Below are 26,966 nucleotides of genomic sequence, written 5' to 3' on the forward strand. Positions count from 1 at the left end.
AAATGAAGTTGAAACCAAGCCGCTCCCTCGCTCGTTGGCGAGAATGCCGGATAAGGAATTGCCATGAAACAGATTATGATCGTTGCCGCCGCTGCCTGCACCGCGCTAGCCATGCCCGCCGCAGCTGCGCCCGCCTCCATTGCGGGCAAATGGAAGACCGACGACGGCAAATCGATCATCAGTTTCTATGAATGCGGCAAGGCCATGTGCGGCAAGATCGACCGCTTTCTTGTGGCTGAACCGGCAGGGGGCGCACGCGACACAGAGAATCCGAAGGCTTCATTGCGGGACCGCAAATTGCTCGGCCTGCGGATTTTCTGGAACCTGACGCCCGATGGCAGCAGCTACGAAGGCAAGGGTTACAGCCCGCAAGACGGACGCTATTTCAATGCCGACATCAAGCGGGTCGGCAACCAGTTGAAGGTCAAAGGCTGCGTGCTGATTATCTGCCGCACGGTGACCTGGTCGAAAGCCTAACCCAGACCCACGGCGCATAGCGCTGCCGAACTCGACGTGACTGTCAGCACCTCGGCATCGCCGACCCGGCGCACGCGCTCGACATAGCCGCTGAGGGTGGCCGGCTTTCTCGGCTCGCCTTCACGCGGCTTGAGGTTTTCCAGCTTGCGCAGCTGGGAAATCGTCAAGCGGTCGACCATTCGCCCGGCCATGCAGGATGAATTGCGTTCGGACAGGCCCGCTTCCTGCAGCGCCGATTTGACCCGGCTCTCAGCGATCTTCTCGACGCACCCGGTAACGAAAAGCGCTGCGCACAGCGACAGGGCGAGAGCGCGCATCAATCGAGCGCCTTGACGATACCTTCGACCATCTTTTTCGCATCGCTCAGCAGCATCACGGTCTGGTCCATGTAGAACACGTCATTATCGACCCCGGCATAGCCGACGCCGCCCATGCTGCGCTTGATGAAGAAGACCTGCTTCGCCTTGTCCACATCGAACACCGGCATGCCGTAGATCGGGCTGGACTTGTCGGTCTTCGCGGCCGGGTTCACCACATCGTTCGCGCCGATGATGAAGGCGACATCGGCCTGCGCAAATTCGCTGTTGATGTCCTCCAGCTCAAAGACTTTATCATAGTCGACCGAAGCTTCAGCCAGCAGCACGTTCATGTGCCCCGGCATGCGGCCTGCGACCGGGTGGATGGCGAATTTCACTTCGACACCCTGCTCTTCCAGCAGGTCGCACATTTCGCGCAAGGCGTGCTGTGCCTGCGCCACCGCCATGCCGTAACCGGGGATGATGATGACCTTTTCCGCCTGCTCGAGCATGAAGGCCGCGTCTTCTGCGCTGCCCGTCTTGTAAGGGCGCTGTTCGCCCCCGCCGCCACCGGCTGCACTCGCATCGGCACCGAAGCCGCCTGCGATCACACTGATGAAACTGCGGTTCATCGCGCGGCACATGATGTAGCTAAGGATCGCGCCCGAGGAACCGACCAGCGCGCCGGTTATGATCATCGCGGAATTGCCCAGCGTGAAACCCATCGCCGCCGCTGCCCAGCCCGAATAGCTGTTGAGCATCGAAACGACGACCGGCATGTCCGCCCCGCCGATCGGGATGATCAGGAGGAAGCCGATAATAAAGGCCGCAACCGTCATCGCGACGATCAGCGGCAGAGTTTCAGATGGCGCAGCCATGGCGAACAGCGCGGTAAGCACGATGATCGCCGCGAGCGTACCGAGGTTGATGATATGGCGGCCCGGCAGCAGGATCGGTGAACCGCTCATTTTTCCTGACAGCTTGGCGAAAGCGATGACTGAACCGGAGAAGGTGATCGCACCGATAGCGATGCCCAGACCCATCTCGACCTTGCTCACTGCACCGATACCGCCATCCGCTGTCAGCAGCCCGAAAGCGCCCGGATTGAGATAGGCAGCCCAGCCCACCAGCACCGCGGCAAGCCCGACCAGTGAGTGAAACGCTGCGACCAATTCGGGCATCTGCGTCATCGCGATACGGCGGGCGACCACTAGGCCGAAAGCACCGCCGACGAAAATCGCTATGCCGATCTCGACAATATTCGCGATGTCATGCGTGACCAGCGTCGTTACCACGGCAATCAACATACCGATCATGCCGAAGCGGTTGCCGGTCCGGCTCGTAGATGGCGACGAAAGACCGCGCAAAGCGAGGATGAAGAACACGCCCGCCACGAGATAGGCCAGCGGCACCCAGGGGTTCACGCTGCCACCATCGGTAGCGGTGGAGAGGAAGTCGAGCATCACTTCTTCTCCTTCTTCTTGTACATCGCCAGCATTCGCTCGGTGACAGCGAAACCGCCGAAGATATTGACGCTCGCCAGCACCACACCTGCAAGGCCGAGCCACTTGGCAATATCGCTGCCTGCCTCAGCCGAAGCGATCAGCGCACCGACGATAATCACGCTCGAAATCGCATTGGTCACCGCCATCAGCGGCGTGTGCAGCGCAGGTGTGACCGACCAGACGACGTAATAGCCGACGAAGCACGCCAGCACGAAGATCGAAAGAATGCCTATGAAGTCCATTTATTTCCTCTCCGCCGTCCAGGGCAGAACAAAGTTGCGGCCTTCCGACCAGGTCTGGCCGACCATTTTGCCATCAACCAGGCAGCCCGACGTGTGATACAGTCCGCTGCCGTCGGATGTGCGGAACGCGACGCAGGTGCGGTTCTGCGCAGTCCCTACCCTGCCGGCCAATATCTCGCTGTTGTAGAAGCTGCCCGTCACCACGCCATCACTTGCGACGGTCAGGGTCATTGGCTGGGTATAGGCTTCATCATCGAGCGAAAGGCGCAGGTCGACCACCCAATCGCCGGACAGCGCCGCGGCCCCTTCCTCGGCGGGGCTGGCAGCGACCAGGGCGACTCCCATCAGCGAAATCACAATCTTTCTCATCTCACGAACTCCTCAAGCGATACCGTATCACTGGACGGAGCTACGAGGCTCGACGGGCGCTGGATGCGGTCCATCGGCGCTAGATTTCGGCTCTCGGTTGGGCTTCAGGGCTTCGGTTCCTCACCCAGCCAGCCTCTCGTTCACCACCTTGCCGCCCTGCGTCAGGCGGATGGCGTCACCGATTTCTTCGTCGAGCACTGGCTTGCCCGCCTCTGCGTCCCAGAACGCAGAGAGGAAATTATACAGGTTGCGCGCGAACAGCGCGGACGTGTCAGCGGCCAGATGTGCCGGGGTGTTGGCGTAGCCCATGATCGTCACGCCATGCTTTTCGACTAGTTCATCAGGCTTGGAACCTTCGACATTGCCGCCTTGCGCCACTGCCAGATCGAAGATCACACTGCCTTGCTTCATGCTCGCAATCTGCGCGTCGCTGATCAGCTGTGGTGCAGCCCTTCCGGGGATCAGCGCGGTGGTGATGACGATGTCCTGCTTGGCGATATGGCTCGACACCAATTCAGCCTGCGCCTTCTGGTATTCTTCGCTCATTTCGGTGGCATAGCCGCCCGAACCTTCGCCTTCGATACCCTCTACGGTTTCAACGAACACCGGTTTTGCACCGAGCGACAGGATCTGTTCCTTCGTCGCCGAGCGCACATCGGTCGCGGAAACCTGCGCGCCCAGCCGCTTGGCCGTCGCGATGGCCTGGAGACCCGCAACACCGACACCCATGACGAACACGCGTGCCGCCTGGACCGTGCCGGCGGCGGTCATCATCATCGGGAAAGCCCGGCCGAACTGGTTGGCGGATGCCAGGACCGCCTTGTAGCCTGCCAGATTGGACTGGCTGGAGAGCACATCCATGCTCTGCGCGCGCGTGATGCGCGGCATGAATTCCATGCTCAAGGCTTCGAGCCCCGCCTGAGCGTAAGCGTCCACCCGATCCCTCTGGCCGAACGGATCAAAGGTTGCCGCGATCCATGCACCCGGTTTCGCGCACTTCAGGTCACCGACATCGGGGGCCTGAACGGCGAGCACGATATCCGCACCCTCCACCACTTTGCTGGCAGCCAGCACATCTGCACCCGCTTCACGATAGGCATCGTCGGAAAAAGCCGCAGCGATACCTGCGCCTTCCTCGACCGCGACAGTTGCACCAAGCGCGATGAATTTCTTCACCGTTTCAGGTGTGACGGCGACGCGCGTTTCGCCCGGGGCGCGTTCCTTTAGGGCTGCTATCCGCAAGTGCTGATCGAGATCAGTCGGCGATCAGAATGACAACGATTGCCGTGATCAGAGCGATCAGCGGCACGGACCATTTGAGCGAACCGATAAAGCTGTCGTAGGTCTTTTCCGCTGCTTTGATGTCATTGCCGGCCATCGGGCGATAATCCTTCTTAAGTTGATATTCGTTGCCGCGGTCTATCGCGCGGGAGCCTTGGCATCAAGAGCGGCTTCAAGTGCTCCGCCATATCATCCCAAAAGGTCTCACAGCCTTAATCGCGTCTTTACCCGTTGCCCCTAAACGGGACGCTTGTTTCACCTTGGGACGACTAAAACGGTTGTCGGTAAGTTGGCGGAAGGGGAATTATGGCGGACGAAGTATCTCGCCTCTTGATGCTGATCGACGATGAACCGGCACAGAGCCGGTTGATCACCGCGCTCGCCGCTCGCGAAGGTTGGCGCACGCTGGTCGTGTCCGATTCCGAAACCGCTATAGCAACGCTTGGCACGCGGCAGGGCATGCAACTGTCCGCGATAATCCTCGACCAGTGGGTACCTGGCGAGAATGCCTGCGAGCTGATCGCGGAACTGAAAGAACGCCGCCCTGCTCTGCCGATCCTCGTGCTCACCGCCAGTGCCTCTCCGCTGCTCGCGGTGCAGGCGATGCGGGCAGGTGCGAATGATTACCTGATCAAGCCAGTCGCGCCGGACCGGTTGATGCTGGCTCTGCGCAGCGCAACCAAGAACGAAGCGCCGAAGGACGAACTCCAGCCGCTGACCGAAAAACTTGCACCGGTGCTCGATTTCGATTCGATGATTGGAACGTCGCCCAATTTCCGCACAGCTCTCGCCAAGGCCGCCAAGGCTGCGCGCAACCATGGCAATGTCCTGATCGAAGGCGAAAGCGGTACAGGCAAGGAAATGCTGCTGCGCGCGATGCATGCCGCCAGTCCGCGCGCCAAGGCACCCTACCGGCTGATCAATGTGCGCGGTGTTCCCGCCAATTCGATCGAATCTGTCCTTTTCGGACATGAACAAAACGCCTTTCCCGGCGCGTTCGACAGGCAGATCGGCGCTCTGCAACATTGCGACTCCGGCACGCTGGTTCTCGATGAAGTCGACCGTCTGAGCGAGGAACTTCAAGCACGCCTGGCAGAAACGCTCGCCAGCGGTATTGTCCGGCCGCTTGGTGCAAACCACGGTTTCAAGATCGACGTGCGAGTTCTGTGCGCCAGCAACTTGCCGCTCGCCGATCTCAACGATCAGGGCTATTTCCATCCCGACCTGCTCGAAGTCATCTCGCAGACCAAGATCACCATGCCGCCGCTTCGCGAGCGGACCGGTGATATTCCGGCGCTCGCCCGCCATTTCCTCGGCCTCATCGGCGACCAGCCTGGCCTGCGGCCGCTGTCAATCAGCGACAGCGCGCTTTCGCTGCTGTCCGCCTTCGACTGGCCGGGCAATGTCCGCCAGCTGCAGGCCGTGTTGTTCCGCGCAGCGGTCTATTGCGAGAGCGAAACCCTGGGCGCGGACAGCTTCCCGCAATTGTCCGAACTGCTCGGAGAAATTGAGGAAGAAGCACGCAATCCGATGCAGGAAGGTGTCGGCGTGATGCTCTATTCGGCGGATGGCAATTTGCGCCCGCTCGAAGAAATCGAAGCCGATGTCATCCGCCTTGCCATCGGCCATTACCGCGGCCGCATGACCGAAGTCGCTCGCCGGCTCGGTATCGGACGCTCGACGCTTTACCGCAAACTCGCCGATCTTGGCATAGACAACGCGGCCTAGGACATATCAAACATGGTTGACGGACCCATCTCACCCTCAGTCGCCAACAATGGAGACAGCGGCGAAGCGATTGACCGGAAGTCGCTTCAGGACGCGCTCGACCGCTTGTCGCACAAGGTTGATGCCGGCAATTTCGAACGCATGCGCTGGGGCCGTGACGAGATGCCCAAGCTTCTGCGCTTGGTCGAGCTGGTCAAGGGCGCGGTCGAGGACCGCAGTGACATCGAGATCAACGAAGAAGGCGGCGAAGGCAATTCAAAGCGCTTCGTGATCAAGGTTCACGGCCAGCGCATCGCCGGCCTCGGCATGGCGCTCGACAAGGGCCGCGCAGTCGCTGCGATCGGATCGATCGAACGCAGCAGCTTCGCTGTCGAACAGGGTGATCCGATCCACACGCTGTACGAGAATGTGGACGCGGAATGGATGGCTCAGACCCTCGGCACGCTGATGGAGCGTATCGTACAGCGCTAATCGGTTTGCACTGACGTGGGCGCTTGCTTATGCCGGAGCGATGGTAGGGCTTCAGAACAAGCGGTGTGTCGTGACCGGAGGCGCAAGCGGGATTGGACGCGGCATTTGCGAAGCTTTTGCTCGCTGCGGCGCATCGGTCCTGCTGACAGATATCGACGAAGCCGCCGGGCGTGCGGCAGCGACGGACATCGACTGCGATTTCGCGGTTCTCGACGTGCGCGATGAAGCGCAGTGGTTCGATCTTGAACAATCGGACCCGGCAATCGACGTGCTGGTCAACAACGCAGGCATTACCGGATTCGAAGGCTCTCCCGGCCCGCATGATCCGGAGCATGCCTCGCTGGCCGACTGGCATGCGGTGCATGCGGTCAACACGGACGGCACTTTCCTTGGCTGCCGCTATGCGATCCGCGCGATGAAGGCCACAGGCGCAGGATCGATCATCAACATGTCCTCCCGTTCGGGCCTTGTCGGCATTCCCGGCGCGGCGGCCTATGCGGCGAGCAAGGCGGCCATTCGCAACCATTCCAAGTCGGTTGCGCTCTATTGCGCGCAGCAGGGCTGGAACATCCGCTGCAATTCCGTCCACCCCGCCGCGATCCTGACTCCGATCTGGGAGCCGATGCTGGGCGACGGGCCGGACCGCGAAGCGAAGATGGCCGCCTTGGTCGCCGACACCCCGCTCAAACGCTTCGGCACGATCGAAGAAGTCGCTGCGCTGTGCGTGTTCCTCGCCAGCGACGAGAGCGCGTATATGACCGGGGCCGAACTTACGCTCGACGGCGGGCTGCTGGCAGGCTCCGCCGCTTCGCCGGGCTAGTCATCGGGTTAGTCATCGCCCTAATCCCCGGGCAATTCGCTGAAATCGGTCAACGCCGCGTCGCGCAGGCCGCGCCACACGTTTCGCGCCTGCACCGTCTCGGCAACGTCGTGGACACGCAGCAATTGGACGCCCGCATTCATCCCCGCGATGGCGAGCGCGATGCTGCCGCCGAGGCGCTGTTCGACCGGTGCCTCGTGGCTCAACGCGCCGATCATCCGTTTGCGGCTCGCACCCAGCAGCAGCGGGCAGCCGAGCGCGTGGTACATCGGCAGAGCGTTCAGAACGCTGAGGTTCTCCGCCAGAGACTTGCCGAAGCCGATGCCCGGATCGAGCACGATGCGCGACTGGGTGATCCCCGCTTCGATCGCCGCATCGCGCCGTTCTTTCAGGGTGTCGAACACGTCGAAGGCGACATTGGTGTAGCCGCCATCGGCATGCGGATCGTCGCCATCGCCGGGCGCGTGCATCAGCACCACCGGGCAATCGCGCGAGGCCATCAGTTCGAGGCTGCGCGGATCGTGGCGCAAGGCGGAAACATCGTTCACCACATGCGCCCCGGCATCGAGCGCGGCCTCCATCACGCCAGCCCGCCGCGTGTCTACGCTGACCGCCGCGCCCATCGCAGAGCAGTATTCGACCGCCGGGATCACCCGTTCAAGTTCGTCGCCTTCCCAGGTCGCTGCAGCGCCGGGCCGGGTGCTCTCTCCGCCGATATCGATCAGCGCCGCGCCCGCTTCCAACATGGCCGAGGCATGCGCCTTGCCCGCCTCCGGATCATCGAGGAACTGGCCGCCGTCGCTGAAACTGTCGGGCGTGACATTGAGGATACCCATCACCTGCGGCTGGTCGAGCTGCACCATCCGCTCGCCAAGCTGCAAGGCCGGATGGGCAAAGCGCAGCGCGGTCCACTGCCGCTCGGCCTCCGCTCTGACGCTGTCGGGCAAATCGCCCAGCACATCGTCGATCGTCTCGGGGGAGGCGAGCCAGCGATCGGTGACCAGCGAGCCATCCCTTTCTCCAGTATCGCGCACAATCACCGCGAAACGGTGCGCATAGACCATGCCGCCCGCCAATCGCACGGCATCGCCATGCTCGGATTGGGGGCCGGGTGTGGCACCGACGGGGCGGATGTATACCTGTTCGCTCATGCCGCGTTCCTAGCGGGGTGTTGACACGCTTGACACTCCCCCCGCCCCCGGTTTTGCGCGCATTTCCGCTGGTTCGTTGCATGCCGCCCGCCCACCTCGTTCAGCTTTCGGCTGAGAAAGCTGAGCAATTGGAACACATGGAACACAGTCCAAGGGTTGGAATCGGGTTGGTGCGGGAGGGGCGTTGGTTGGTCATGCGGGCATGGTAGCGGCGGCGCCGGGTGTAGGAAAGTGAGCGCAGATGTCCACAATCATCTTGGGCTATTCGTCTGGGAGTAGCAAAACCAAGGCTTCTAACTTCTTTATGAATGCTTGCAGTTCGGTCGCCGAATTAGTTCCGCCAGCCAGAACTAATCCGGAGGAGCTGAGATTGAAATCCAAATTGGTCTCGCCGGCAAGCTGCCCGCCCGCTGGCGGATTTTGTACAACACTAGGAGGATCAGTTATGCCAACATTCGGACCAGTGCCGTCCGGTACCGCCTCGCTAGCAGGTTCATCACCACCGTTATCCGATTCCTCAAAAACGCCGTTTTCTTCCAGAAAGCGAATAGTTGAAAGGAAGTTCTTGAGGGCTTTGTCAGCCCCATCATTTGTGAAACCATTTTGAATCAGGAAAGATCGAACCGCGTTCTCTCCCGGTATCTCGCCCTCGAATCGGTCGAAAATTGCTTGAAACAGCGTTGGTGCGTGACCTGCCTTCCGCAACGCCTCCTTCTTGGTCTCCTCGGGGATTCCGTGCAGTATGTTTTCAGCAATCTGAGTGACACGGCACTCGCCTTTTGAAGTGTTCTCTAGAAGGTCATATTGGACGAGAGCGCCCAGCACTTGCAGCGAACGTCCTGTAAGCCCGGAATAGCCCACGTCCTTTGCGGCGTCTTCACGCATGATAACCGCCTTGCGGTTCTTGTCATATATAGATTGCACCACCTTAACTGCATCCTGCAGGTTAGTGGCGGGAAAATTAGGGCTTCGCAATCTAGCCATTTTAAGTCTCCTAGTCTCGCACGCCTGAACCCTTAAACGGTCAGAGTCAAGAGAAACCCACAGGCAGTTTGGTTAGTAGGTTGACGAAAGTTTGCAGGTGTGCTGTTAGGTTGCTGCGACCTCAAATGGGGCGCAGATTGCGAGGTGCATGCTATGACAGATGACTAGTCGCTACCGGTAGTGAAAGCCGGAACGAAAAAGGGCCGACCCGAAGGCCGACCCCTGGAACAACCTAGCGGAGGAACCGCTGTGATCGCACCGTTTGCCCTTTGTGATTCGCATGTTCCTTCGCCAACCGCAAGGAAAATGCGACATGGTTCATGTTTGTGCATACAGCCGTATTCGGTTCGGTCGCCGTGAATTTGTCCGGGCTCATTGGCGTTCGCGCTAGTCAACTGCCTTAAACTTCGGCGCAACTAGCATGTGCGCCTCCCTACAATTCCTGGCCTCGCCTCGGCGAGGCCATTTTTTAATCCTCCACCGCCAGCAGATACAGCTGCCGCGCTGCATCAATCGGTTTCACCTCGCCGCCGTCCTCGTAGTGCCAGAAGGTCCAGCCGTTGCAGCTGGGGGCGCCTTGCAATTCCTTGCCGAGGCCGTGGATGCTGCCGGTCTGTTTCTCGTAGGCGAGCGACCCGTCGGCCCGCACTGTCGCGATCCAGCGGCGTTTCTTGTCGAACACCTGCGTGCCTGGTTTGAGATAGCCGTTCTCCACCAGCGCGCCGAAGGCCACCTTGGGGGCGCTGCGGCCGGCCTGCATGGTGACCAGCGCGCTTTCATCCAGCGGCAGTTCCTTCTCGATCCGCTTGAGCGCGGCGTCGCGGTAAATGCTTTCGCGCTCGCAGCCGATCCAGTGGCGGCCGAGGCGCTTGGCGACCGCGCCGGTGGTGCCGGTGCCGAAGAACGGGTCGAGCACGACGTCGCCCTTCTCCGTGGTCGATAACAGCACGCGGTAGAGCAGGCTTTCGGGCTTCTGCGTCGGGTGGACCTTGTGCCCGCCTTCCTTCAGCCGTTCGCCGCCGTTGCAGATCGGCAGAACCCAGTCGCTGCGCATCTGCAGTTCATCGTTCAGCGTCTTCATCGTGCGGTAATTGAACTGGTATTTCGCTTTCTCGCCCTGGCTGCACCACAGCAGCGTTTCATGCGCATTGGTGAAGCGGGTGCCGCGAAAATTGGGCATCGGGTTCGATTTGCGCCACACGATGTCGTTGAGGATCCAGAAGCCCAGATCCTGCAGGATCGCGCCGACGCGGTAGATGTTGTGATAGCTGCCGATTACCCACAGCGCGCCGTCCGGCTTGAGAATGCGCTTGGCTTCGATCAGCCAGTCACGGGTGAAATCGTCATAGATCTTGAAGCTGTCGAACTGGTCCCAGTGATCGGTCACCGCGTCCACATGGCTGCCATCGGGCCGGTTGAGATCGCCGCCGAGCTGCAAGTTGTAGGGCGGATCGGCAAACACGAGATCGATCGAGGCATCGGGAATGCGCCGCATCGCTTCCACGCAGTCGCCGTTCAGGATCTGCCCCAGCGGCAAATCCGCCAGCGATACCGCGGGCGCTTTCGCTGCCCTCGTCGTGCGCGCGCCCATTGTACGAGCCGCGCGCGTTTTCGTGGTCTCGATGACCCCCATCCGTAATTCCCCTTGCCTGTAGTTATCCACAGGGTGAGTCCTAGCGGACTCCGCGTCAAGGACGGAATTCTCGCAGAGTATGGTTAACGGGCTGCTAACCACACTGTCCTTGGGACGGAACATAAAGAGTCCCCCACAAGATGTTGAGTCCCATAGGCTTTGCGGGACTCGACATGATGGGGTGTTGCGCTGCGGACTCACCTGAGCGGTTTAGTCTCGTCCGCGGGCGATCGCTCAGCCGGTGAGCGCCATCGCGGTGTTCACGGCAAACAATACGACCAGCCCCGCCCCGACCACGCGTCCGATCTGCTTGGCCGTTGCCAGCAGCACCAGCAGCGCCAGCGCGGAAACCGCCAGCAGGACCAATTGGTAGGTCAGCAGGCTGGCGGGCACTGCGACCGGGGCGACGATCATGGTCACCCCGCCGATCAGCAGGATGTTGTAGATGTTCGAGCCGAGCACATTGCCCAGTGCCAATCCCGGCTTGCCGCGCAAGGCAGCCGCGACGGACGCCGCGAGTTCGGGCAGCGAGGTCCCGATCGCAACCACGGTCAGGCCGATCACCGTCTCGCTGACCCCGAACAATCGGGCCAGGTCGATCGCACCGCTGACCAGCGCAGTACCGCCCGCCACCAGCATCGCGAGGCCGACCAGGAAAGCCACCAGCGACCAGTGGATGGCGAGGACCACTTCGGCTTCATCCTCATCATTATCATCCGGGCGCGGATGGTTATAGCGCCAGTATATGTAAGCGATCAGTCCGGCGAGCAGCGCAACACCGATCCAGATCGACCCTGTCTGCATAAAGGTGATCCCCCACAGTGCCAGGGAAGCGATCAAGGCAATGACCGCATCGCGTTTGCCCGTGCCAGTCAGCATGATCGGCATGACCAGCGCGGCCACGCCCAGGATCAGCAGGGTGTTGGCGATGTTGGAGCCGACAATGTTGCCCCACGCCAGCTCGGGCGAACCAAGCAAGGCGGCTTCGACGCTGGCGACCATTTCCGGCATCGATGTGGCCGCGCCGACAATGACCAGGCCGGTCACCAGATCGGATACGCCGAGCCGTTTCGCGATACCGACCGACCCGCGCACGAGAAATTCGCCGCCGACCGCCAGACCGACAAGCCCCGCAAGGCACAAGAGAATCGAAGCAAGCATGCGCGCCGATGTAGTGCCTATGCCAGTTTATAGAAGCGACATTTGCGAGACGGGGGCGAAACTTCGCCGGTGGAGCGGGCTTGGTCCGTGCAGGTGCAGGGCCGCCATATGTTCCTTTGTCCCATAGCCCTTGTTTCGTTCCCAGCCGTACTCCGGATGCACTTCGGCCGCGTCGAGCATGATCCGGTCGCGCCATTCCTTGGCCACGATGCTGGCGGCGGATATGGCCGGCTCCAGCGCATCACCGCCAACAATGGCGCGGGCCGGCCAGCGCCATCCCTCGACCCGCCCCGCCGGTGTTGCGTTGCCGTCAATCAGCACTTCCTCCGGCGCGGTTGCGAGGGCCCCCGCCAGGCCTTCGACGGCACGGGTCATCGCCAGCATGGTGGCGGCAAATATGTTGATCCGGTCGATCTCTTCCGGCCCGACCACGCCGACCGCCCAGGCGCAGCTTTCCCGGATGGCGAGATCCAGCCTGGCGCGCCTGGCCGGCGTGAGTTTCTTGGAATCGTCGACCCCGGGCGGGCACGGTTCGCACAGCGCAACCGCAGCCGCGACAACCGGCCCCGCCAGCGGCCCGCGGCCTGCCTCGTCGACGCCAAAAATTCGCGTCGGGAAACCAAATGCCGTATCGGGTGTTCCAAAGGTCATGATCATGCTGAAAAAATATCGCCTTGCGCTCATCCTATCCCCGGCCACGCTTGCGCTCGCAAGTTGCGGCTATGCAACTTCGGGGGACAGCGAGACGCCCTCGCCCGCTGCGAGTTCGCCGGAAGCGACGCAGATGGGGCCGTTTTCCATGACCGAACACGGAAGCTTCAACGAGCCTTGGGCTGCGGCCATTGCGCCGGGCAGCGACCGGATTTTCATCACTGAGAAGCCCGGCACGATGAAGTTCGTCGATGTATCGACCGGCAAGCTCGGCACCGTGACCGGATTGCCTGACGTCGATTACGGCGGCCAGGGCGGACTCGGCGATGTCGCCTTCCTGGAAAGCGAAGCGGGTAACGATGCGACGGGCCGCACGATTTATTTGAGCTGGGCCGAAGCGGGCGACAACAACACGCGCGGCGCAGTGGTCGGCCGCGGACAACTTGTTTGCGCCGCTGCCGACACATGCAGTGTTGAGGGGCTGGAAGTGATCTGGCGCCAGGCACCCAAGGTCACCGGTCGCGGCCACTATTCGCATCGCATCGCATTCTCGCCAGACGAAAAATATCTGTTTGTCGCAAGCGGCGACCGGCAGAAAATGGAACCGGCGCAGGATGCCTCCAACACGCTGGGCACCGTGGTCCGCCTCAACCTGGACGGAACACCGGCAGCGGGCAATCCGCTGGCTGCGCAGGGTTCGCCCAGCGATGAAATCTGGTCCTGGGGCCACCGCAACATCCTCGGCCTGCAATTCGATTCTTCCGGTCAATTGTGGGATCTCGAACACGGGCCGAAAGGCGGCGACGAACTCAACCGCGTAGAGCGCGGAGCCAATTACGGCTGGCCGGTCGTTTCCGACGGCATTCACTACGACAACGACAACATTCCGAACCATGCGACGCGCCCTGAATTCAAGGCCCCTGCCATCGGCTGGACCCCGGTGATCGCGCCGGGTGACTTCACCTTCATCAATGGAGCCCTGTTTGGCGACTGGAAGGGCGATGCGATTGTCGCGGGTCTCAAAAGCAAGGCGCTGATCCATCTCGGATTCGACGGCGGCAAGGTCGTCGAGAAAGCACGCTACGATTTCGACAATCGCCTGCGCGAAGTGCTCGAAGGACCGGATGGTGCGTTCTATGTGCTCGAAGATGGCGATGGCGGCCGTCTCTTGCGGCTGACCCCGGCAAGCTAGGCAAAGTCGGCTTCAAGGCGAATTTCGTCGACAGCCTGCACGGCCCGCCCTATCGGCGCGCGCCATGGCGACGCTTGTCCCCCTTGCCGCGATCGATCCCGAACTGGTCGAACAATTGCTCGATCGGGCTTTCGGGCCCGAACGCCATGCGCGCACCGCTTACCGTATCCGCACTGGGACGGACTGGCTGCCGTCACTTAGCTTCGCCGCGCTCGATACCGAGGAATATCTCGTCGGCACGATCCAGCTGTGGCCGGTCGCACTGACCGATCCCGATGGTCGCCAGCATCCCATGCTCATGGTCGGCCCCGTCGCCGTGGTGCCCGAACGGCAAAGCGAAGGGTTCGGCAAGATGCTGATGATTGCTGCGCTTGAAGCGGTCGAAACGTCTGCCGGCAACGCCGCGCCCGCCTTGCCGCAGGTGATGATTGGCGATCCGGACTATTATGGCCGCTTCTTCGGTTTTGCCGCAGCTCCGACGCAAGCCTGGCATTGCCCCGGCCCGTTCGAGCGCGAACGGCTGCTTGTGCGATGCGCAAATCCTGCGGTCTTGCCGGCCAAGGGTATGCTGGGGCCGTGGCAGGGCTGAAAAATCGGGAGCCTTGGCGTAGCTGGCGCGTTATGCCACCAGAACACCAATGCCCTATGAACCGCCCCCTGAACTCGCCGGACTGACCCTCGCGCAAATTGCCGAGCAAGTGGCCGCGCGCAAGCTCCCCCCGGTCGAAGGCTGGGCGCCGGAACGCAGCGGCGATAGCGAGATGCGCATTGCCGCTGACGGAAGATGGTACCATCAAGGGGGCGAAATCACCCGAACGGCGATGGTCCGTGCGTTCGCCGGCCTGCTCACGCGCGATGTGACCGGGCAGCACTGGCTGGTGACCCCGTTCGAAAAACTGACGATCGATGTCGAGGATGCGCCGTTTATCGCCACCGATGTCTCTCGCGCGGATGGCGGCCTCGCCTTCCGGATTAACACGGATGAATTGGTCATCGCCGGCCCGGACAATCCTCTGCGCGCGGGGGGCAGTCCGGACACGCCGGCAATTTACCTCATGGTGCGGCGCGGATGCGAAGCGCGGCTCAACCGCAGCACCTATGCGCAGCTGGCGGAGATCGCTCTGGCGCGGGGCGATGACTGGACCGTAGACAGCCTTGGCGAAATGTTTTCGCTGTTGCCTGAATGAGCGCGCTGTTCGACCGCATGGTTCGCCTGTTCGAGGATGGGCACCAGCGGGAGATACCGGACCTCCTGACCGACGCGCGCTTTGCCGATGCAAGCCGCACTGCAGATGCAGCCGTGCTGATCGCGGTGACCGACCGCGCAGACGACGATGGCGGACCGGGCGTGATCCTGACCAAACGGCCTGACTATCTGCGCGACCATCCCGGGCAGGTTGCCTTTCCCGGCGGCAAGATCGACCCGGGCGAAGATGCGGTCGAAGCCGCCTTGCGCGAAGCGGAAGAAGAACTTGCCCTGCAGCGCGATCACGTCCGCCTGATCGGCAGCACGGACCGATACCAGACCGGAACGGGGTTCGATATCACGCCGGTGCTTGGTGTGATTCCGCCCGATCTTGAACTCACACCCAACCCGCGTGAAGTGGAGGCATGGTTCGAAGCGCCGCTCGACCTGGTGATGAACCGCGAGAACTGGACCGAGAACGAAGTGTTCTGGCGCGGCGCAAACCGGCGCTATCTTGAAATGGACCACAATGGCTTCCGCATTTGGGGCGTGACTGCAGCGATCATCGTCAATCTTTCGCGCCGGCTTGCTTGGCGCGGCTGACGCAAGCGACTATCAGCCCGCCATGGCCGAAACATTGCCCCCCGCCGCTTGGACCCAGCGCGCAGACTGCGCGCAGCTGGTGGAGGCCTTGGGCGCGGTAAACATGCGCTGGGTCGGCGGCGCGGTGCGCGACACGCTGCTCGATTTGCCGGTCAAGGATGTCGATGCTGCGACCACCCATCTGCCCGAAGAGGTGATCGCGCTGTGCAAGGCGGCGAGCATCCGCACTGTCCCGACCGGTATCGATCACGGCACTGTCACGGCAATCCTGCCCGAAGGCCCGGTCGAAGTGACTACGCTGCGCAAGGATGTGACAACCGATGGCCGCCGCGCGACGGTGGCCTTTGCACAGGAATGGCAAGAGGACGCCGCGCGGCGGGACTTCACGATAAATGCGCTATATGCGCACCCCGAAACGCTTGAGATTTCGGACTATTTCGGCGGGATGGGAGACCTGTCAGCCCGCCGTGTTCGATTCATCGGTGATGCGCATGAACGAATTCGGGAGGACCACCTACGTATCCTCCGCTATTTCCGCTTCCAGGCGCGGTTCGGCGCTGCACTGGACGAGCAGGCCGAAGCGGCGTGCGAAGAGCTTGCCGGGACGCTCAAGGGCCTGAGCCGCGAGCGAGTGGCGATGGAGCTGCTCAATCTGCTTGCCCTGCCCGATCCGGCACCGACGGTTGCGCGGATGCGCCAGCTTGGTGTGCTGCAGGTGATCCTGCCGGAAAGCGGCAAGCACGAATTGTCGCGGCTCCAAACTCTTGTCGCGGCGGAAGCGCGTGAAAGCATCGCGCCCGACCCGATCCGCCGGCTCGCCGCGCTCTTGCCGTCGCTGCGCCCGGTCGTGGTGACAGTCGCCGCCCGGCTGCGGCTGTCGCGGGCACATAAAGAGCGTCTGGTCTGCGCTGCCGAACGCGGGCCCGCCGATGCAGCAGACCCGCGCGCTCTGGCCTATCGCGAAGGAATGGAATGCGCGGTTGACCGGCTGTTGCTGGCGGATGCGGATACTGCGCAGTTGCACGGCTGGATTGCGCCGCAATTGCCGCTCAAAGGCGGCGAGATCGTCCAGCGCGGCGTGCAGGCCGGGCCGGAAGTGGCACGCATTCTGTGCACGGTCGAAGACCGGTGGGTGGCGGAAGGTTTCCCTGACCGTGCGCGCGTCGAAGCGTTGCTGGACGAGGCACTGTCCAGCCGCTCCTGATACCTAATCGAACGTGTTGTCGCGCGGGAAGCCCTGCGGCGGCAGGCGTCCTGCGGCCCCGCGTGCGACCTTCCATTGCCAGATATCGTTCTCGGTCCGCGTCCGGTCGCCCTTGCCGCCCATGGTCCAGCTGAGGCCTTCCTCGAGCGTGAAAGTGATCGCATCGCTCAACCCGCCGTCGCGGTAGCGTTGCAGCATTACGCCCTGCCCGCGCGCAAGCATCGGCAGTTCTTCCATGCTGAAAACCACCAGCTTGCGGTTGTCGCCGACTACCGCGACATGGTCATGCACCTCGGCAATCTCGCGGACGACGCGCAGTTTCGCATCGCCCTTGAGGTTGACGACCTGCTTGCCCTTTTTCGTTTCTGCCAGAATTTCATCGGTGACGACGGCGAAGCCCTTGCCGGTTGTCGCGGCCAGCAGCATCTGCCCCTTCGGCCTGTGCAGCACCAGTCCGGCGATCTGCGCTTCGGCATCGATATCGAGCATGTTGCGGATCGGTTCGCCGAAGCCGCGCGCCCCGGGCAGCTTGTCGCCGCCCAAGGTGTAGATCCGGCCATTGTCGGCAGCGATCAGCAATTTGTCGGTGGTTTGCGCATGGACGGCGAACGCTGGACCGTCACCTTCCTTGTATTTGAAATCGCCCATGCCGTCCTTGGACGCGGACAGATCGACATGCCCCTTCGCGCCGCGGACCCAGCCTTTCTTGCTCAGCACGACGGTAATCGGTTCTTTCTCGATCATCGCGTCCAGGTTGAACTCGACGGTCGGCGCGGCCTCCGCAATGGTCGTGCGGCGTGCGCCGAGCACGGTGTCTTCGGCATATTCCTTGCGCAGGCTGGTCAGGTCGCGTTTGAGCCGCGTGCGCTGACGGGCAGGCGAACCGAGCAGCTTCTCAAGCCCGTCGCGCTCTTCCAGCAGCTTGTCTTTCTCTTGCCGCAGTTCCATCTCCTCCAGCTTGCGCAAGCTGCGCAGGCGCATGTTGAGGATGGCTTCTGCCTGCCGGTCGGTGATGCCGAATTCGCCCATCATCACCGGTTTGGGTTCGTCTTCGGTGCGGATGATCTCGATCACCCGATCGAGGTTGAGGAACGCGACGATATAGCCTTCGACCAGCTCCAGCCGCCGGGCGATCTGGTCAAGGCGGTGCTGGCTGCGGCGCTGGAGGATGTCGATCTGGCTCGCCGTCCAATGGGCCAGCAGTTCCTTCAGCCCCATGACCATCGGGGTGCGCCCCATGCCCGGCTGCGCGTCGAGCACATTCATGTTGAGCCCGAAGCGCGTCTCCAGGTCGGTCAGCTTGTAAAGCGATTCCTTCAGCAGTTCCGGATCGACATTGCGGCTGCGCGGCACCAGCACGAGGCGGATGTTCTCGTCACTTTCATCGCGCACATCCTCTAGAATCGGCAGCTTCTTGTCGGCGATCAGCTGGGCGATCTGTTCGATCAGCTTGCCCTTGGCGACCTGATAGGGGATTTCGCTGATGACCAATTGCCATTGCCCGCCGCCGAGCCGTTCGATCCCGGCATCGCGGTCTTCGGCCTTGTCGGCTTCCGCAGCATGGAACCGCCCGCGAATGCGCAAGCTGCCGCGCCCGGTCTCGTAAGCGTTGGAGATGGCTTCCGGGCTGTCGACGATCAATCCGCCGGTTGGCAGGTCGGGGCCTTTGAAAATTTCCATCAACCGGCTGTGTTCGACATGGGGGTTGTCGATCAGCTCCAGCGTCGCATCGATGATTTCGTGGACATTGTGGCTCGGGATATTGGTCGCCATGCCGACCGCAATCCCGCTTGCGCCATTGGCCAGCAGATTGGGGAACAGCCCCGGCATCAGCTCGGGCTCTTCTTCCTCGCCATTGTAGGTCGGGATGAAATCGACCGTGCCTTCGTCCAGCCCGGCCATCAAATTCATCGCCGTACGCGTCAGCCGCGCCTCGGTGTACCGATAGGCGGCGGCGTTATCGCCGTCGATATTGCCGAAGTTCCCCTGCCCTTCGACCAGCGGATAACGCAGCGCGAAATCCTGCGCGAGGCGAACCATCGCATCATACGCCGCGACATCGCCGTGCGGGTGGTACTTGCCGATAACCTCGCCCACCACGCGCGCGCTTTTCTTGAACGCATTGGTCGGATCGAGCTTCAACTGGCGCATGGTCCACAGCAGGCGGCGATGGACCGGCTTCAGCCCGTCGCGCAGGTCGGGCAGCGACCGCGCGGTGATGGTCGACAGCGCATAGACAAGATAACGCTCGGACAGCGCGGAATCGAATGGCGCATCGACGATGGCGTCGAACGGATCGGGCTCAGTGATTTCGGTCGGATCAGACATTGGCTGTGCGTCTAGCAAGGAGGCGCGGGACTAGGGAGAGGGATTTCCACAGGATTGGCGGCGCACGATGGACTGAAAATGGAGTGGGAAGCTGACAATCGCTAGCTTACACTCAGCGAATGGCTGACTACTCCGTCCTTGCGAAGTTCGTTGACGAAGACCCGAGTGATTTCTCGGGGCTCGTGGACTGCTGTGGCAATTTCATCGACGCGTGGCTTGCCGCTGGAGGAGAGCCTTCAGACGAAGCCATTGAGGGATTTTATAGCATTTGGAGTCAGTCTCTCGATCTAGAGGGACGGGAAGAACTCGCCAAGCAAGAAGCAGACTTCTACGCTTGGGCCTTTCCGTATTTCATCCGCGACCGAGAGGAAATCCGAGAGGCTCTCAAGGTTCAAAGCAAAAAACCGTGAAAGTCCGCAAAGGGGCCGTTAGCGGACAACCCTACTCTTCCACCATCCCCACCACCGCAATTCGCTTTCCATCCGGGCTGACCGCAATCCGGTTCGCCGAGGCAATGCCATACTCGCCAAGGTCGGCAATCACCTCCCAGCCCTTCCCGCCTTCCCTCCAGCGGTGAACCTTGCCATCCTCGATCTGCAGGATCGCGCCGTCGGGGGTCCAGGTGTAGTTGGCGTTCGTGCCGGCCAGCGGCGTCAGTGGGCGGATCGCGCGGTTCTCCGGGTTGAATTCCTTGATCCACACTTCCTCGTTGGTCTGGCGGTGGACGAAGCTGATTTCTGCGCTGCCCGGGATCACATGCGGGGTCGAGGGGACGGCGTGGCCGCTGATGAAGTGATAGGCGGCCTTGTCGGTGCTGGTCAGCGCGACGTTGAAGCCATAGCGCGACCAGTAGAGTAGATCGCCGCTATCATGATTGCGCGCGAAATAGCCGACCGGCTCAGTCACCCCGGCGGTCTCCAGCACCCATTCCGGCGCATCGGGCGCGCTGCGGTCGATTTGCCAGATCGAATTGTTGCGCTCGAACACCATGGTGATCGTCCGGTTGTCGGGCGAGGGCGTGGGCGAGAATTCGGATTCGGGCGTGCGGGTGATCTGCGTGTGGGTACCCCGTGCGATATTGTACTCCCAGATATCGGTCTGCGTCCCGTCATCGCGCGAATAGAGGAAGGTCGCGCTGCCTGAGGTGAAGTACGGCTGGTTGTCATAGCCCGCCCGCTGGGTGACGTTCCGGCCGTTCGACAGCGCATCATCCAAGCTGCCAGCGTCATAGTCGAACAGGAAGATTTCAGTTTCCGGAAATGCCGGCGGCGGCGCATCCTCATCCGGTTCCTGCGCATAGGCTGGCAGCGAGAGCATCGCGCATCCGAAAAGCGTCAGGGCAAGGTGGCGTATCGGCACGGCAATCTCCTCTGTTCGCTCCGCTCTAGCAGGCGAACCGGCCGGGTCCAATTGGCTCATCTGGCCGGGCCCCTCTCGGCCCGTCGTCCCCTGACCACGGTCGAGCGCACACGCGGAACGAGTCCCGCTTTCGCGCATTGCTAAAACATAACACTTACAAGGATATACAACATGACACGCGTACTCATTCTCGCAACCGACGGCTTCGAACAGTCAGAACTGATGGATCCCAAAACCAACCTCGAACAGGCCGGGATCGACACCACCGTCGCCAGTCTGGAAGATGGCGAGATCAAGGGCTGGAAAGACCAGAACTGGGGCGATAGTGTCAAGGTGGACATCACCGTCGACGAAGTTGCCGTGGGCGATTACGACGCGCTGCTGCTTCCGGGCGGTCAGATGAACCCGGACATTCTGCGCATGAACGATCGTGCGATCGAAATCGTCAGCGAATTCGGCAAGGCCGGGAAGCCGATTGCGGCAATCTGCCACGCGCCATGGTTGCTTGCAGAGGCGGGCCTGGTCGACGGCAAGACCGTGACCGCATGGCCGTCCATCCGCACCGATCTGACCAATGCTGGTGCAAATGTGGTCGATCAGGAAGTGGCCGAAGATGGCATTCTGATCACGAGTCGCAATCCGGATGACATCCCCGCGTTCTCGCAGGCGCTCATTTCACGGCTCGGCGGGACGATGAAAAAGGCCGCCTGATAAGCATACAAAAACAAGCAGTTAACTGGCCCTGCCGCAGCGATGCGGCGGGGCTTTTTGCATTTTGCGCTTGACGAATGTGGCACGCCTCGCCCAATTGTGGCTAAATTATGGCAAGAAGGAGGCTGAAATGAGGCACACTGAAGCAAGAGGAGCACCGGGCGCGAATAAAGGGTTTCGTGCCGGATTGATCGCTGCGGTGGCCGCGGGAGCCTTGCTCACCGCCTGCTCCGACAACAGCGAGGAAGCGCACTACGAAGAGGCTTCCGCCGAGGCCGATTACGCCACGACCGATGCGGCGATGGAAGCGTCCGACGTGACCGCAAGCGGCGATGCCGACGCGGCTGAAGCGGTGGCCGGCCCCATCGGATCGCAGATCCCCGATCTCGATATACCGCTGTCGGTTCCCAAGATCGCCTATGTCTACAATTACGGTTTCAGTCTGCCGGGCGAGAATATCGCCAAGCTCCAGCAGGAACACGCCGATCTGTGCGAGCAGCAGGGCCCCTACACCTGCCGTATTCTCGCGATGGATCACTCCGGCGATGAGGGCGAATATGCCCGGGGCACGCTGCAATTGGCGGTGGCGGCAAACAAGGCGCGCACATTTGGCGCGCAGCTGACCCCCGAAGCGGAAATGCTCGACGGCGAACAGGCCAGCCATTCGATCGATGGCGAGGATCTGTCGAAACAGATCGTCGATACCGAGGCGCGCCTGCGTGCCCGCACGGTGCTGCGCGACCGGCTGCTCGAAGTGCTCAGGACCCGCAAGGGTAGGGTGGCCGAACTGGTCGAGGCCGAACGCAGCGTGGCACAGGTCAACCAGGAGATCGACCAGGCGCGCAGCTGGGTCGAAGAAATGAAGACCCGCGTCGCCTTCACGCGGATGAACATCACCTATGAAACCGGCACGGCACCCGCAGGCGATTTCCTCTCGCCGATACAGGGCGCGCTGGGTTCGCTTGGCTCTATCCTCGGCTGGGTGATCGCCACGCTGATCGTGCTCGGTGCGGCCGCTCTGCCCATCCTTGGCGTGGTGTTTGGCGGGCGCGCGCTCAGCCGCCGATTCAGGACAGACGCCGCCGCGGCCGAAGCCTGACACTTACCGGTCGCCTGCGCTTTCCTCCCCGGCAGGCGACCCGCGAAGGGGTGCCCCACTCGCTATATCTCCGGACGGCACCCCTTCGCGATCATTGTGGACCAGTTGAAGAGTATCCGATCCCACAATGCTCTACGCATGTTATGTTATGTTGTCACATACCATTTACTGTGCTAACCGGCTCTTGTATGACAAGGGGAGAGAGGCATGAACTACAAAATCCTGGCCGTAAGCAGCGTTGCGTCTCTCGGACTACTTGCCTTTGGGTGGACTGAGGCGTTCCGAGGAGAAACGGAGCAACAGGTCGTCGAACGGATGACTTCGGTGAATGTGCAGGAACCGCCTGCAACGGACATGGCCTATGAAGCTGCACCACGTGCTGCGTTGGCCGAGCCTGCTTCTTCGGCCTTTGCCCCGCCCGCTCCTGAACTAGGCTCTGGAGATGTGGCGACAGCAGCAGAAGCGCTCGGTGATATCGAGACCGGCGGCGCGATTGATCCGACGACAGGCCCCAAGATCGCCTACCGCTTCGGCTACGGCTTCCGCTTGGCAGGCGAACAGATCAAACCGCTGCAGGAACGCCATGCCGACATGTGCGAGACGCGCGGCCTCGATGTCTGCCGCATAATCGCAATGGAGCAGACCGAAGGTGAGAACGGCTATGCCAAAGGGAGGCTGCAGCTCGCGGTCGCATCCCCCATCGCGCGCGCGTTCGGTAAGGACCTGACGAGGAGCGCCGAGGGAGCCTCGGCAGAGTTGGTCTCATCCTCAATCGATGGCGAGGACCTATCGAAGAAGATTGTCGACACCGAAGCACGGCTGCGTGCGCGGATCGTGCTGCGCGACCGGTTGATGGAAGTGCTGCGCAACCGCCGCGGCACGGTGACCGAACTGGTCGAGGCCGAACGCGGCGTCGCGCAGGTCAACGAGGAAATCGACCAGGCGCGCAGCTGGCTGTCCGAAATGCGCGGCCGCGTCGAGTTCGCGCAGCTTTACATCGATTATTCGGCAGGACAGGCAGCGGCGCAATCAAGCGAAGGCGGCAACCCGATCAGCGAAGCCTTCAGCGACGCGGGCGGCACGCTTGCCGCAATCATCGGCGGGCTAATCCGGCTCCTGACCGTATTACTGCCATTCGGACTGCTCGCTTGGCTAGTATACTTCGCATGGCGCAAGCTGGGCCACCCGGGCCGCGGTCTTGCGCAAAATCTCGGATCATCGATCGACGAGGTTCCCGTCTAGAGCCCGCTCATATCGCGGCTTTCCGGCGGAATGCTGACTTCGAGACCCTGCAAATCTTCCGTCAGCACGATCTGGCAGCTCAGGCGGCTGGTGCGCTGAACCCCGGCTGCGAGGTCGAGCATGTCTTCTTCTTCCTCGCTCGCTTCGGGCAGCCTCTCGAACCATTCGGGCGAGACGATCACGTGGCAGGTTGAACAAGCCATCTGACCTTCGCAGGTGCCCTCGAGCGGCATCCCGGCACTCTGTGCAACTTCAAGCAGAGCGATGCCCGGCTCGCCCTCGGCCGCGATCCGTTCGCCCTTCTCCGAAACGAAAGACACCTTGACGCTCACAGGCCCTGCGCCTCCGCAGCCGCGTTGATCGCATTCGCGCCTTGCTCAAGCTCTTCCATCGTCGTGTAGCGTCCGAAACCCACACGAATGGAGTTTTTTGCCTGCTGGTCGGTCAGCCCGATGGCTTTCAGCACGTGGCTGGTCTTGCCGGAACCGCTGGCGCAGGCGCTACCGGCTGAGAACATCACATTGCGACATTCACTCATCAGGCGGTTCACGTCGAGCCCTTCCCGGCGGATGTTCAAGTTTCCGTGCCAGCGCGCATCTGCACCGCCGTTGATCGTCCAGCCGGAAAACAGCTCGCGGGCGCGGTTCCAGAGCTGTTCGATATGCGCCTTGTCCTGCGGCTGCCTCTCTTTCGCGAGCTTGGCCGCTGCGCCAAATCCGGCACACAGGGCGGGTGACAGCGTTCCGGAACGCACGCCTTCCTGCATTCCGCCGGTGACCTGCGGATCGAGCGTGAGCCCATCCCTGATCCACAGCGCTCCGATACCCTTCGGTCCATGCAGTTTGTGCGCGCTGATGGCGATGAAATCGGCGCCGGTGACAGCCATCTTGCCGGCTGACTGCACAGCGTCTGTCAGGAACAGCGCGCCCGCTGCTTTCGCCCGGCGATGCCATTCGATGGTCGGCTGGATCGCGCCGATCTCGTTATTGACCTGCATCATACAGACCATGCGGGTGTCCGGCGGAAAATCCTGCGCAGGATCGCACAGGCCCGCGTCATCGACCGTCAGTTCATGCCACGGGCCGATCAGCCGCGCGGTCTCGTACACTGCGGCGTGTTCGATCGCCGACAGGGCGACTGTGCCCCCTTCACCACCAGAGCCGCGCATGGCGAGATTGATCGCTTCGCAGGCGTTGCCGGTGAAATGAACCTTACCGCCGGGCGGCAGCAAGGCCGCGACCTGATCACGCGCCAGCTCGATCGCAGCAGCCGCCTGTCTCCCCATGCGGTGCGGGCTGTGCGGATTGCCGAAGCCGGTGCCGTCCGGCCCGTCGAGCCAGCGGAGCATGGCATCGCGCGCTTCGGGCGCGAGCGGGGTGGTGGCCTGGTAATCGAGGTAGATCATGTCAGCGATATCCATGCGTCCTTAAATTGCTCCAGCTCGTCCGCTGTCGTATTCCAGCCGACGCTAACCCGGACGGTGCGGGACGCGACTTCGTCCGAAACGCCGAATGCGTCAAGCACGCGGCTTTTCTTGAGCGTACCGGAAGAACAGGCGCTGCCGGCAGAAACCGCGAAACCCATCGCATCGAGCCGGATCAGCTGAGCCTGAGCGCTGAGGGTCGGGTGGGCAATCGCGGTGATAAACATCGAGGTCATCCCTCCACCATTCACCACTTGCCCGCCGCGCTCCCGTACCAGATCAGCCAGTTCGGTCAGCGTGTCGCCCACCGCGCTGATCGGTTGCGCTGCTTCCGGTCGCCATTTTTCAATAGCCGCTGCCATTCCCATCGCGGCCGGTAAATTTTCGGTTCCTTGACGATAGCCGCGCTCATGCCCGCCGCCAGGCTCAAGCATGTCGAATTTACGAACGAGCAGCGCACCGATCCCGATCGGGCCGCCGAACTTGTGCGCGGAGATGACAATCATGTCCGCGTCCGGCAGTTTATGCTTCCCGGCGCTCTGCGAACAGTCGGACAGCAAAATGCCCCCTGCCTCACGGACAAGCGGAGCAAGCTCGAACAGCGGCTGCATGACGCCGGTTTCCGAATTCATATGCTGGACCGCAACGACCGCCTTTCCGCCGCCTCCCAATGCGTCCCTCAGATTGGCTGTGCTGACCAGAGGGCCATCGCCATGCGGCATGATCTCCGCATCCGGCGCAGCACGAAACACTGCGTCATGCTCCACCGTGCTGACGATCCGGCGATTTGCCTTTGCCCGGTTGAGCGCAATCCATAGCGCCTCGCTTGCGCCGCTGGTAAAAATTATCTCGCCATCCCAACCAAGCGCTGCCTTCACCCGGGTCCGCGCATCTTCCAGCGCCGCTTTCGCCTTGCGACCCTCGGCATGAGGGCTGCTCGGATTGGCCCAGATGCGGAATCCCTCCTGCATCGCGGCGAGCGCTTCGGGCCGGATCGGCGTCGTTGCCGCGTGGTCGAGGTATATGCGGGGTGAAATGGCAGTTTCCGGTGATGGTTAGCGCGATTGCGAATTGGCGAACACACACTATATAGCCCGCAACATAACTCGCGCCACCCGCGCGCTTTTCTTTCCGGACAGGTTCACGCCCATGCCTACAGTGATTTTCCCCGGCCCCGAAGGCCGCCTCGAAGGTCGTTTCTCTCCGCCACCGCGCCCGCGCGCTCCGGTTGCGATGATCCTTCACCCGCACCCGCAAGGCGGCGGCACGATGAACGAGCGGATTACGCAGCGTCTGTATCAGACCTTCGTCGATCGCGGCTTTGCCACCCTGCGGTTCAACTTTCGCGGTGTGGGGCGCAGTCAGGGCAGCTTCGACAACGGGATCGGCGAACTGTCCGATGCCGCAGCCGCACTCGACTGGGTCCAGTCTATTCATGAAGAAGCACAGGTCACCTGGGTTGCCGGAGTCAGCTTCGGCGCGCTCATCGGCATGCAGTTGCTGATGCGCCGTCCCGAGGTCCGCGGCTTCATCTCCGTCGCGGCCCCGGCCAATATGTACGATTTCAGTTTCCTCGCGCCCTGCCCCGCCAGCGGCATTTTCGTGCAGGGTGCAGCAGATACGGTTGTCCAGCCCAGCGCTGTCCAGAAGCTGGTCGAGAAGCTGCGCACGCAGAAACACATCACGATCCACCACGAGGAAATTCCCCGCGCCAACCACTTCTTCGAGAATGAAATCGAAGAACTGATGGGTTCGGTCGACAATTACCTCGATTTCCGTCTCGACCCGGCCTGCCCGATCAAGTGAGCTGACTTCGCTCACCCGCCCGCATCTGCGGGTGTATTCTCGGC

30 protein-coding genes are annotated in these 26,966 nt (G+C 62.0%); 14 read left to right on the forward strand and 16 right to left on the reverse strand.

Features of this window, described 5'->3' with window-relative positions; genetic code table 11:
• The first annotated feature begins 63 nt into the window (after window positions 1-63).
• On the forward strand, window positions 64-477 hold the full coding sequence (locus tag E0502_RS01325; protein ID WP_137676183.1) for a DUF2147 domain-containing protein: 414 nt from the start codon (window positions 64-66) through the stop codon (window positions 475-477).
• Here the strand turns inward: E0502_RS01325 and E0502_RS01330 are convergent.
• The 6 genes from E0502_RS01330 to E0502_RS01355 form a co-directional block, all read right to left on the reverse strand.
• On the reverse strand, window positions 474-794 hold the full coding sequence (locus tag E0502_RS01330; RefSeq protein ID WP_137676184.1) for a hypothetical protein: 321 nt from the start codon (window positions 792-794) through the stop codon (window positions 474-476). The two genes, E0502_RS01325 and E0502_RS01330, sit on opposite strands and share 4 nt — an antisense overlap.
• On the reverse strand, window positions 794-2,236 hold the full coding sequence (locus tag E0502_RS01335; protein WP_137676185.1) for an NAD(P)(+) transhydrogenase (Re/Si-specific) subunit beta: 1,443 nt from the start codon (window positions 2,234-2,236) through the stop codon (window positions 794-796). Before E0502_RS01335 ends, E0502_RS01330 begins: the two co-directional genes overlap by 1 nt.
• Complete coding sequence (locus E0502_RS01340) at window positions 2,236-2,520, reverse strand: NAD(P) transhydrogenase subunit alpha part 2 (protein WP_137676186.1); 285 nt, start codon at window positions 2,518-2,520, stop codon at window positions 2,236-2,238. The genes E0502_RS01335 and E0502_RS01340 overlap by 1 nt, the downstream gene beginning before the upstream one ends.
• A complete protein-coding gene (locus E0502_RS01345; protein WP_137676187.1) occupies window positions 2,521-2,889 on the reverse strand; it encodes a hypothetical protein in 369 nt (122 codons plus the stop codon).
• A gap of 120 nt (window positions 2,890-3,009) precedes the next feature.
• The gene (locus E0502_RS01350) at window positions 3,010-4,131 is read right to left on the reverse strand and encodes an NAD(P) transhydrogenase subunit alpha (protein WP_137676188.1); all 1,122 of its coding nucleotides are present in this window, start codon (window positions 4,129-4,131) and stop codon (window positions 3,010-3,012) included.
• 13 nt (window positions 4,132-4,144) lie between these two features.
• A complete protein-coding gene (locus tag E0502_RS01355; RefSeq protein ID WP_137676189.1) occupies window positions 4,145-4,267 on the reverse strand; it encodes an aa3-type cytochrome c oxidase subunit IV in 123 nt (40 codons plus the stop codon).
• A gap of 209 nt (window positions 4,268-4,476) precedes the next feature.
• On the opposite strand from E0502_RS01355, the gene E0502_RS01360 reads away from it, so the two are divergent.
• The 3 genes from E0502_RS01360 to E0502_RS01370 are packed head-to-tail and all read left to right on the forward strand — an operon-like array spanning window position 4,477 to window position 7,189.
• Window positions 4,477-5,898: a sigma-54-dependent transcriptional regulator gene (locus tag E0502_RS01360; RefSeq protein WP_137676190.1), complete on the forward strand. Its 1,422-nt coding sequence runs from the start codon at window positions 4,477-4,479 to the stop codon at window positions 5,896-5,898.
• A 12-nt stretch (window positions 5,899-5,910) separates the two neighbouring features.
• Window positions 5,911-6,369, forward strand: a complete 459-nt coding sequence (locus E0502_RS01365; protein WP_137676191.1) for a hypothetical protein — start codon at window positions 5,911-5,913, stop codon at window positions 6,367-6,369.
• A gap of 40 nt (window positions 6,370-6,409) precedes the next feature.
• A complete protein-coding gene (locus tag E0502_RS01370) occupies window positions 6,410-7,189 on the forward strand; it encodes an SDR family NAD(P)-dependent oxidoreductase (RefSeq protein ID WP_137676192.1) in 780 nt (259 codons plus the stop codon).
• A 20-nt stretch (window positions 7,190-7,209) separates the two neighbouring features.
• On the opposite strand, the gene folP is transcribed toward E0502_RS01370, so the two are convergent.
• The 5 genes from folP to E0502_RS01395 form a co-directional block, all read right to left on the reverse strand.
• Window positions 7,210-8,340 carry a dihydropteroate synthase gene (gene folP / locus E0502_RS01375; protein WP_137676193.1) on the reverse strand — a complete coding sequence of 377 codons (1,131 nt, stop codon included), beginning with the start codon at window positions 8,338-8,340 and terminating at the stop codon, window positions 7,210-7,212.
• A 261-nt stretch (window positions 8,341-8,601) separates the two neighbouring features.
• Window positions 8,602-9,324: a hypothetical protein gene (locus tag E0502_RS01380; RefSeq protein ID WP_137676194.1), complete on the reverse strand. Its 723-nt coding sequence runs from the start codon at window positions 9,322-9,324 to the stop codon at window positions 8,602-8,604.
• A gap of 469 nt (window positions 9,325-9,793) precedes the next feature.
• The gene (locus E0502_RS01385) at window positions 9,794-10,957 is read right to left on the reverse strand and encodes a site-specific DNA-methyltransferase (RefSeq protein ID WP_192895899.1); all 1,164 of its coding nucleotides are present in this window, start codon (window positions 10,955-10,957) and stop codon (window positions 9,794-9,796) included.
• Window positions 10,958-11,191: 234 nt separating this feature from the next.
• Window positions 11,192-12,118, reverse strand: coding sequence for a calcium/sodium antiporter (locus tag E0502_RS01390; RefSeq protein WP_137676195.1), 927 nt, complete (start codon window positions 12,116-12,118; stop codon window positions 11,192-11,194).
• 27 nt (window positions 12,119-12,145) lie between these two features.
• On the reverse strand, window positions 12,146-12,769 hold the full coding sequence (locus E0502_RS01395; protein ID WP_137677471.1) for a ribonuclease HII: 624 nt from the start codon (window positions 12,767-12,769) through the stop codon (window positions 12,146-12,148).
• On the opposite strand from E0502_RS01395, the gene E0502_RS01400 reads away from it, so the two are divergent.
• The 5 genes from E0502_RS01400 to E0502_RS01420 all read left to right on the forward strand — a co-directional run bounded on the left by E0502_RS01400 (window position 12,768) and on the right by E0502_RS01420 (window position 16,954).
• Window positions 12,768-13,961: a PQQ-dependent sugar dehydrogenase gene (locus E0502_RS01400; protein WP_137676196.1), complete on the forward strand. Its 1,194-nt coding sequence runs from the start codon at window positions 12,768-12,770 to the stop codon at window positions 13,959-13,961. The genes E0502_RS01395 and E0502_RS01400 overlap by 2 nt on opposite strands.
• A 64-nt stretch (window positions 13,962-14,025) precedes the next feature.
• Entirely contained in the window at window positions 14,026-14,550 is a 525-nt protein-coding gene (locus E0502_RS01405; protein WP_137676197.1) for a GNAT family N-acetyltransferase, read from the forward strand.
• 49 nt (window positions 14,551-14,599) lie between these two features.
• Window positions 14,600-15,148 (forward strand): DUF1285 domain-containing protein, encoded by a 549-nt coding sequence (locus tag E0502_RS01410; RefSeq protein ID WP_137676198.1) that lies wholly within the window; start codon window positions 14,600-14,602, stop codon window positions 15,146-15,148.
• Window positions 15,145-15,750 carry a CoA pyrophosphatase gene (locus E0502_RS01415; protein ID WP_137676199.1) on the forward strand — a complete coding sequence of 202 codons (606 nt, stop codon included), beginning with the start codon at window positions 15,145-15,147 and terminating at the stop codon, window positions 15,748-15,750. The genes E0502_RS01410 and E0502_RS01415 overlap by 4 nt, the downstream gene beginning before the upstream one ends.
• A gap of 22 nt (window positions 15,751-15,772) precedes the next feature.
• Window positions 15,773-16,954: a CCA tRNA nucleotidyltransferase gene (locus tag E0502_RS01420; protein WP_137676200.1), complete on the forward strand. Its 1,182-nt coding sequence runs from the start codon at window positions 15,773-15,775 to the stop codon at window positions 16,952-16,954.
• A gap of 3 nt (window positions 16,955-16,957) precedes the next feature.
• Here the strand turns inward: E0502_RS01420 and parC are convergent, their stop codons facing one another.
• The gene (gene parC / locus E0502_RS01425; protein ID WP_137676201.1) at window positions 16,958-19,282 is read right to left on the reverse strand and encodes a DNA topoisomerase IV subunit A; all 2,325 of its coding nucleotides are present in this window, start codon (window positions 19,280-19,282) and stop codon (window positions 16,958-16,960) included.
• Between the two features lie 119 nt (window positions 19,283-19,401).
• On the opposite strand from parC, the gene E0502_RS01430 reads away from it, so the two are divergent.
• Window positions 19,402-19,692 carry a hypothetical protein gene (locus E0502_RS01430; protein ID WP_137676202.1) on the forward strand — a complete coding sequence of 97 codons (291 nt, stop codon included), beginning with the start codon at window positions 19,402-19,404 and terminating at the stop codon, window positions 19,690-19,692.
• 31 nt (window positions 19,693-19,723) lie between these two features.
• Here the strand turns inward: E0502_RS01430 and E0502_RS01435 are convergent, their stop codons facing one another.
• Complete coding sequence (locus E0502_RS01435) at window positions 19,724-20,641, reverse strand: TolB family protein (RefSeq protein WP_240048810.1); 918 nt, start codon at window positions 20,639-20,641, stop codon at window positions 19,724-19,726.
• A 171-nt stretch (window positions 20,642-20,812) separates the two neighbouring features.
• Here E0502_RS01435 and E0502_RS01440 point away from each other — a divergent pair, with 171 nt between their 5' ends.
• From E0502_RS01440 to E0502_RS01450, 3 genes are all read left to right on the forward strand, one after another.
• Window positions 20,813-21,352: a type 1 glutamine amidotransferase domain-containing protein gene (locus E0502_RS01440; protein WP_137676203.1), complete on the forward strand. Its 540-nt coding sequence runs from the start codon at window positions 20,813-20,815 to the stop codon at window positions 21,350-21,352.
• A 130-nt stretch (window positions 21,353-21,482) separates the two neighbouring features.
• On the forward strand, window positions 21,483-22,451 hold the full coding sequence (locus E0502_RS01445) for a DUF4349 domain-containing protein (protein WP_137676204.1): 969 nt from the start codon (window positions 21,483-21,485) through the stop codon (window positions 22,449-22,451).
• Between the two features lie 207 nt (window positions 22,452-22,658).
• Window positions 22,659-23,693 carry a DUF4349 domain-containing protein gene (locus tag E0502_RS01450; RefSeq protein WP_137676205.1) on the forward strand — a complete coding sequence of 345 codons (1,035 nt, stop codon included), beginning with the start codon at window positions 22,659-22,661 and terminating at the stop codon, window positions 23,691-23,693.
• On the opposite strand, the gene E0502_RS01455 is transcribed toward E0502_RS01450, so the two are convergent.
• Genes E0502_RS01455 through E0502_RS01465 form a run of 3 tightly spaced genes read right to left on the reverse strand, consistent with a single transcriptional unit; the run spans window position 23,690 to window position 26,087 of the window.
• Window positions 23,690-24,025 (reverse strand): 2Fe-2S iron-sulfur cluster-binding protein, encoded by a 336-nt coding sequence (locus E0502_RS01455; protein WP_137676206.1) that lies wholly within the window; start codon window positions 24,023-24,025, stop codon window positions 23,690-23,692. The genes E0502_RS01450 and E0502_RS01455 overlap by 4 nt on opposite strands.
• On the reverse strand, window positions 24,022-25,098 hold the full coding sequence (locus tag E0502_RS01460) for a cysteine desulfurase family protein (RefSeq protein WP_137677473.1): 1,077 nt from the start codon (window positions 25,096-25,098) through the stop codon (window positions 24,022-24,024). The genes E0502_RS01455 and E0502_RS01460 overlap by 4 nt, the downstream gene beginning before the upstream one ends.
• A complete protein-coding gene (locus E0502_RS01465) occupies window positions 25,095-26,087 on the reverse strand; it encodes a cysteine desulfurase family protein (RefSeq protein ID WP_240048811.1) in 993 nt (330 codons plus the stop codon). The genes E0502_RS01460 and E0502_RS01465 overlap by 4 nt, the downstream gene beginning before the upstream one ends.
• Window positions 26,088-26,265: 178 nt before the next feature.
• Here E0502_RS01465 and E0502_RS01470 point away from each other — a divergent pair, with 178 nt between their 5' ends.
• Window positions 26,266-26,922 carry an alpha/beta hydrolase gene (locus tag E0502_RS01470; protein WP_137676208.1) on the forward strand — a complete coding sequence of 219 codons (657 nt, stop codon included), beginning with the start codon at window positions 26,266-26,268 and terminating at the stop codon, window positions 26,920-26,922.
• Window positions 26,923-26,966: the final 44 nt, after the last annotated feature.

This window comes from Parerythrobacter lutipelagi, assembly GCF_005434975.1.
In the GTDB taxonomy this organism is placed as follows: Bacteria; Pseudomonadota; Alphaproteobacteria; order Sphingomonadales; family Sphingomonadaceae; genus Parerythrobacter_A; species Parerythrobacter_A lutipelagi.

Coding starts and splice junctions, on each gene's coding strand:
- E0502_RS01325 (WP_137676183.1), top strand. CDS start 64: ATGAAACAGATTATGATCGTTGCCGCCGCTGCCTGCACCGCGCTAGCC.
- E0502_RS01330 (WP_137676184.1), bottom strand. CDS start 794: ATGCGCGCTCTCGCCCTGTCGCTGTGCGCAGCGCTTTTCGTTACCGGG.
- E0502_RS01335 (WP_137676185.1), bottom strand. CDS start 2,236: ATGCTCGACTTCCTCTCCACCGCTACCGATGGTGGCAGCGTGAACCCC.
- E0502_RS01340 (WP_137676186.1), bottom strand. CDS start 2,520: ATGGACTTCATAGGCATTCTTTCGATCTTCGTGCTGGCGTGCTTCGTC.
- E0502_RS01345 (WP_137676187.1), bottom strand. CDS start 2,889: ATGAGAAAGATTGTGATTTCGCTGATGGGAGTCGCCCTGGTCGCTGCC.
- E0502_RS01355 (WP_137676189.1), bottom strand. CDS start 4,267: ATGGCCGGCAATGACATCAAAGCAGCGGAAAAGACCTACGACAGCTTT.
- E0502_RS01360 (WP_137676190.1), top strand. CDS start 4,477: ATGGCGGACGAAGTATCTCGCCTCTTGATGCTGATCGACGATGAACCG.
- E0502_RS01365 (WP_137676191.1), top strand. CDS start 5,911: ATGGTTGACGGACCCATCTCACCCTCAGTCGCCAACAATGGAGACAGC.
- E0502_RS01370 (WP_137676192.1), top strand. CDS start 6,410: ATGGTAGGGCTTCAGAACAAGCGGTGTGTCGTGACCGGAGGCGCAAGC.
- folP (WP_137676193.1), bottom strand. CDS start 8,340: ATGAGCGAACAGGTATACATCCGCCCCGTCGGTGCCACACCCGGCCCC.
- E0502_RS01380 (WP_137676194.1), bottom strand. CDS start 9,324: ATGGCTAGATTGCGAAGCCCTAATTTTCCCGCCACTAACCTGCAGGAT.
- E0502_RS01385 (WP_192895899.1), bottom strand. CDS start 10,957: ATGGGGGTCATCGAGACCACGAAAACGCGCGCGGCTCGTACAATGGGC.
- E0502_RS01390 (WP_137676195.1), bottom strand. CDS start 12,118: ATGCTTGCTTCGATTCTCTTGTGCCTTGCGGGGCTTGTCGGTCTGGCG.
- E0502_RS01400 (WP_137676196.1), top strand. CDS start 12,768: ATGATCATGCTGAAAAAATATCGCCTTGCGCTCATCCTATCCCCGGCC.
- E0502_RS01395 (WP_137677471.1), bottom strand. CDS start 12,769: ATGACCTTTGGAACACCCGATACGGCATTTGGTTTCCCGACGCGAATT.
- E0502_RS01405 (WP_137676197.1), top strand. CDS start 14,026: ATGGCGACGCTTGTCCCCCTTGCCGCGATCGATCCCGAACTGGTCGAA.
- E0502_RS01410 (WP_137676198.1), top strand. CDS start 14,600: ATGCCCTATGAACCGCCCCCTGAACTCGCCGGACTGACCCTCGCGCAA.
- E0502_RS01415 (WP_137676199.1), top strand. CDS start 15,145: ATGAGCGCGCTGTTCGACCGCATGGTTCGCCTGTTCGAGGATGGGCAC.
- E0502_RS01420 (WP_137676200.1), top strand. CDS start 15,773: ATGGCCGAAACATTGCCCCCCGCCGCTTGGACCCAGCGCGCAGACTGC.
- parC (WP_137676201.1), bottom strand. CDS start 19,282: ATGTCTGATCCGACCGAAATCACTGAGCCCGATCCGTTCGACGCCATC.
- E0502_RS01430 (WP_137676202.1), top strand. CDS start 19,402: ATGGCTGACTACTCCGTCCTTGCGAAGTTCGTTGACGAAGACCCGAGT.
- E0502_RS01440 (WP_137676203.1), top strand. CDS start 20,813: ATGACACGCGTACTCATTCTCGCAACCGACGGCTTCGAACAGTCAGAA.
- E0502_RS01445 (WP_137676204.1), top strand. CDS start 21,483: ATGAGGCACACTGAAGCAAGAGGAGCACCGGGCGCGAATAAAGGGTTT.
- E0502_RS01450 (WP_137676205.1), top strand. CDS start 22,659: ATGAACTACAAAATCCTGGCCGTAAGCAGCGTTGCGTCTCTCGGACTA.
- E0502_RS01460 (WP_137677473.1), bottom strand. CDS start 25,098: ATGATCTACCTCGATTACCAGGCCACCACCCCGCTCGCGCCCGAAGCG.
- E0502_RS01465 (WP_240048811.1), bottom strand. CDS start 26,087: ATGCAGGAGGGATTCCGCATCTGGGCCAATCCGAGCAGCCCTCATGCC.
- E0502_RS01470 (WP_137676208.1), top strand. CDS start 26,266: ATGCCTACAGTGATTTTCCCCGGCCCCGAAGGCCGCCTCGAAGGTCGT.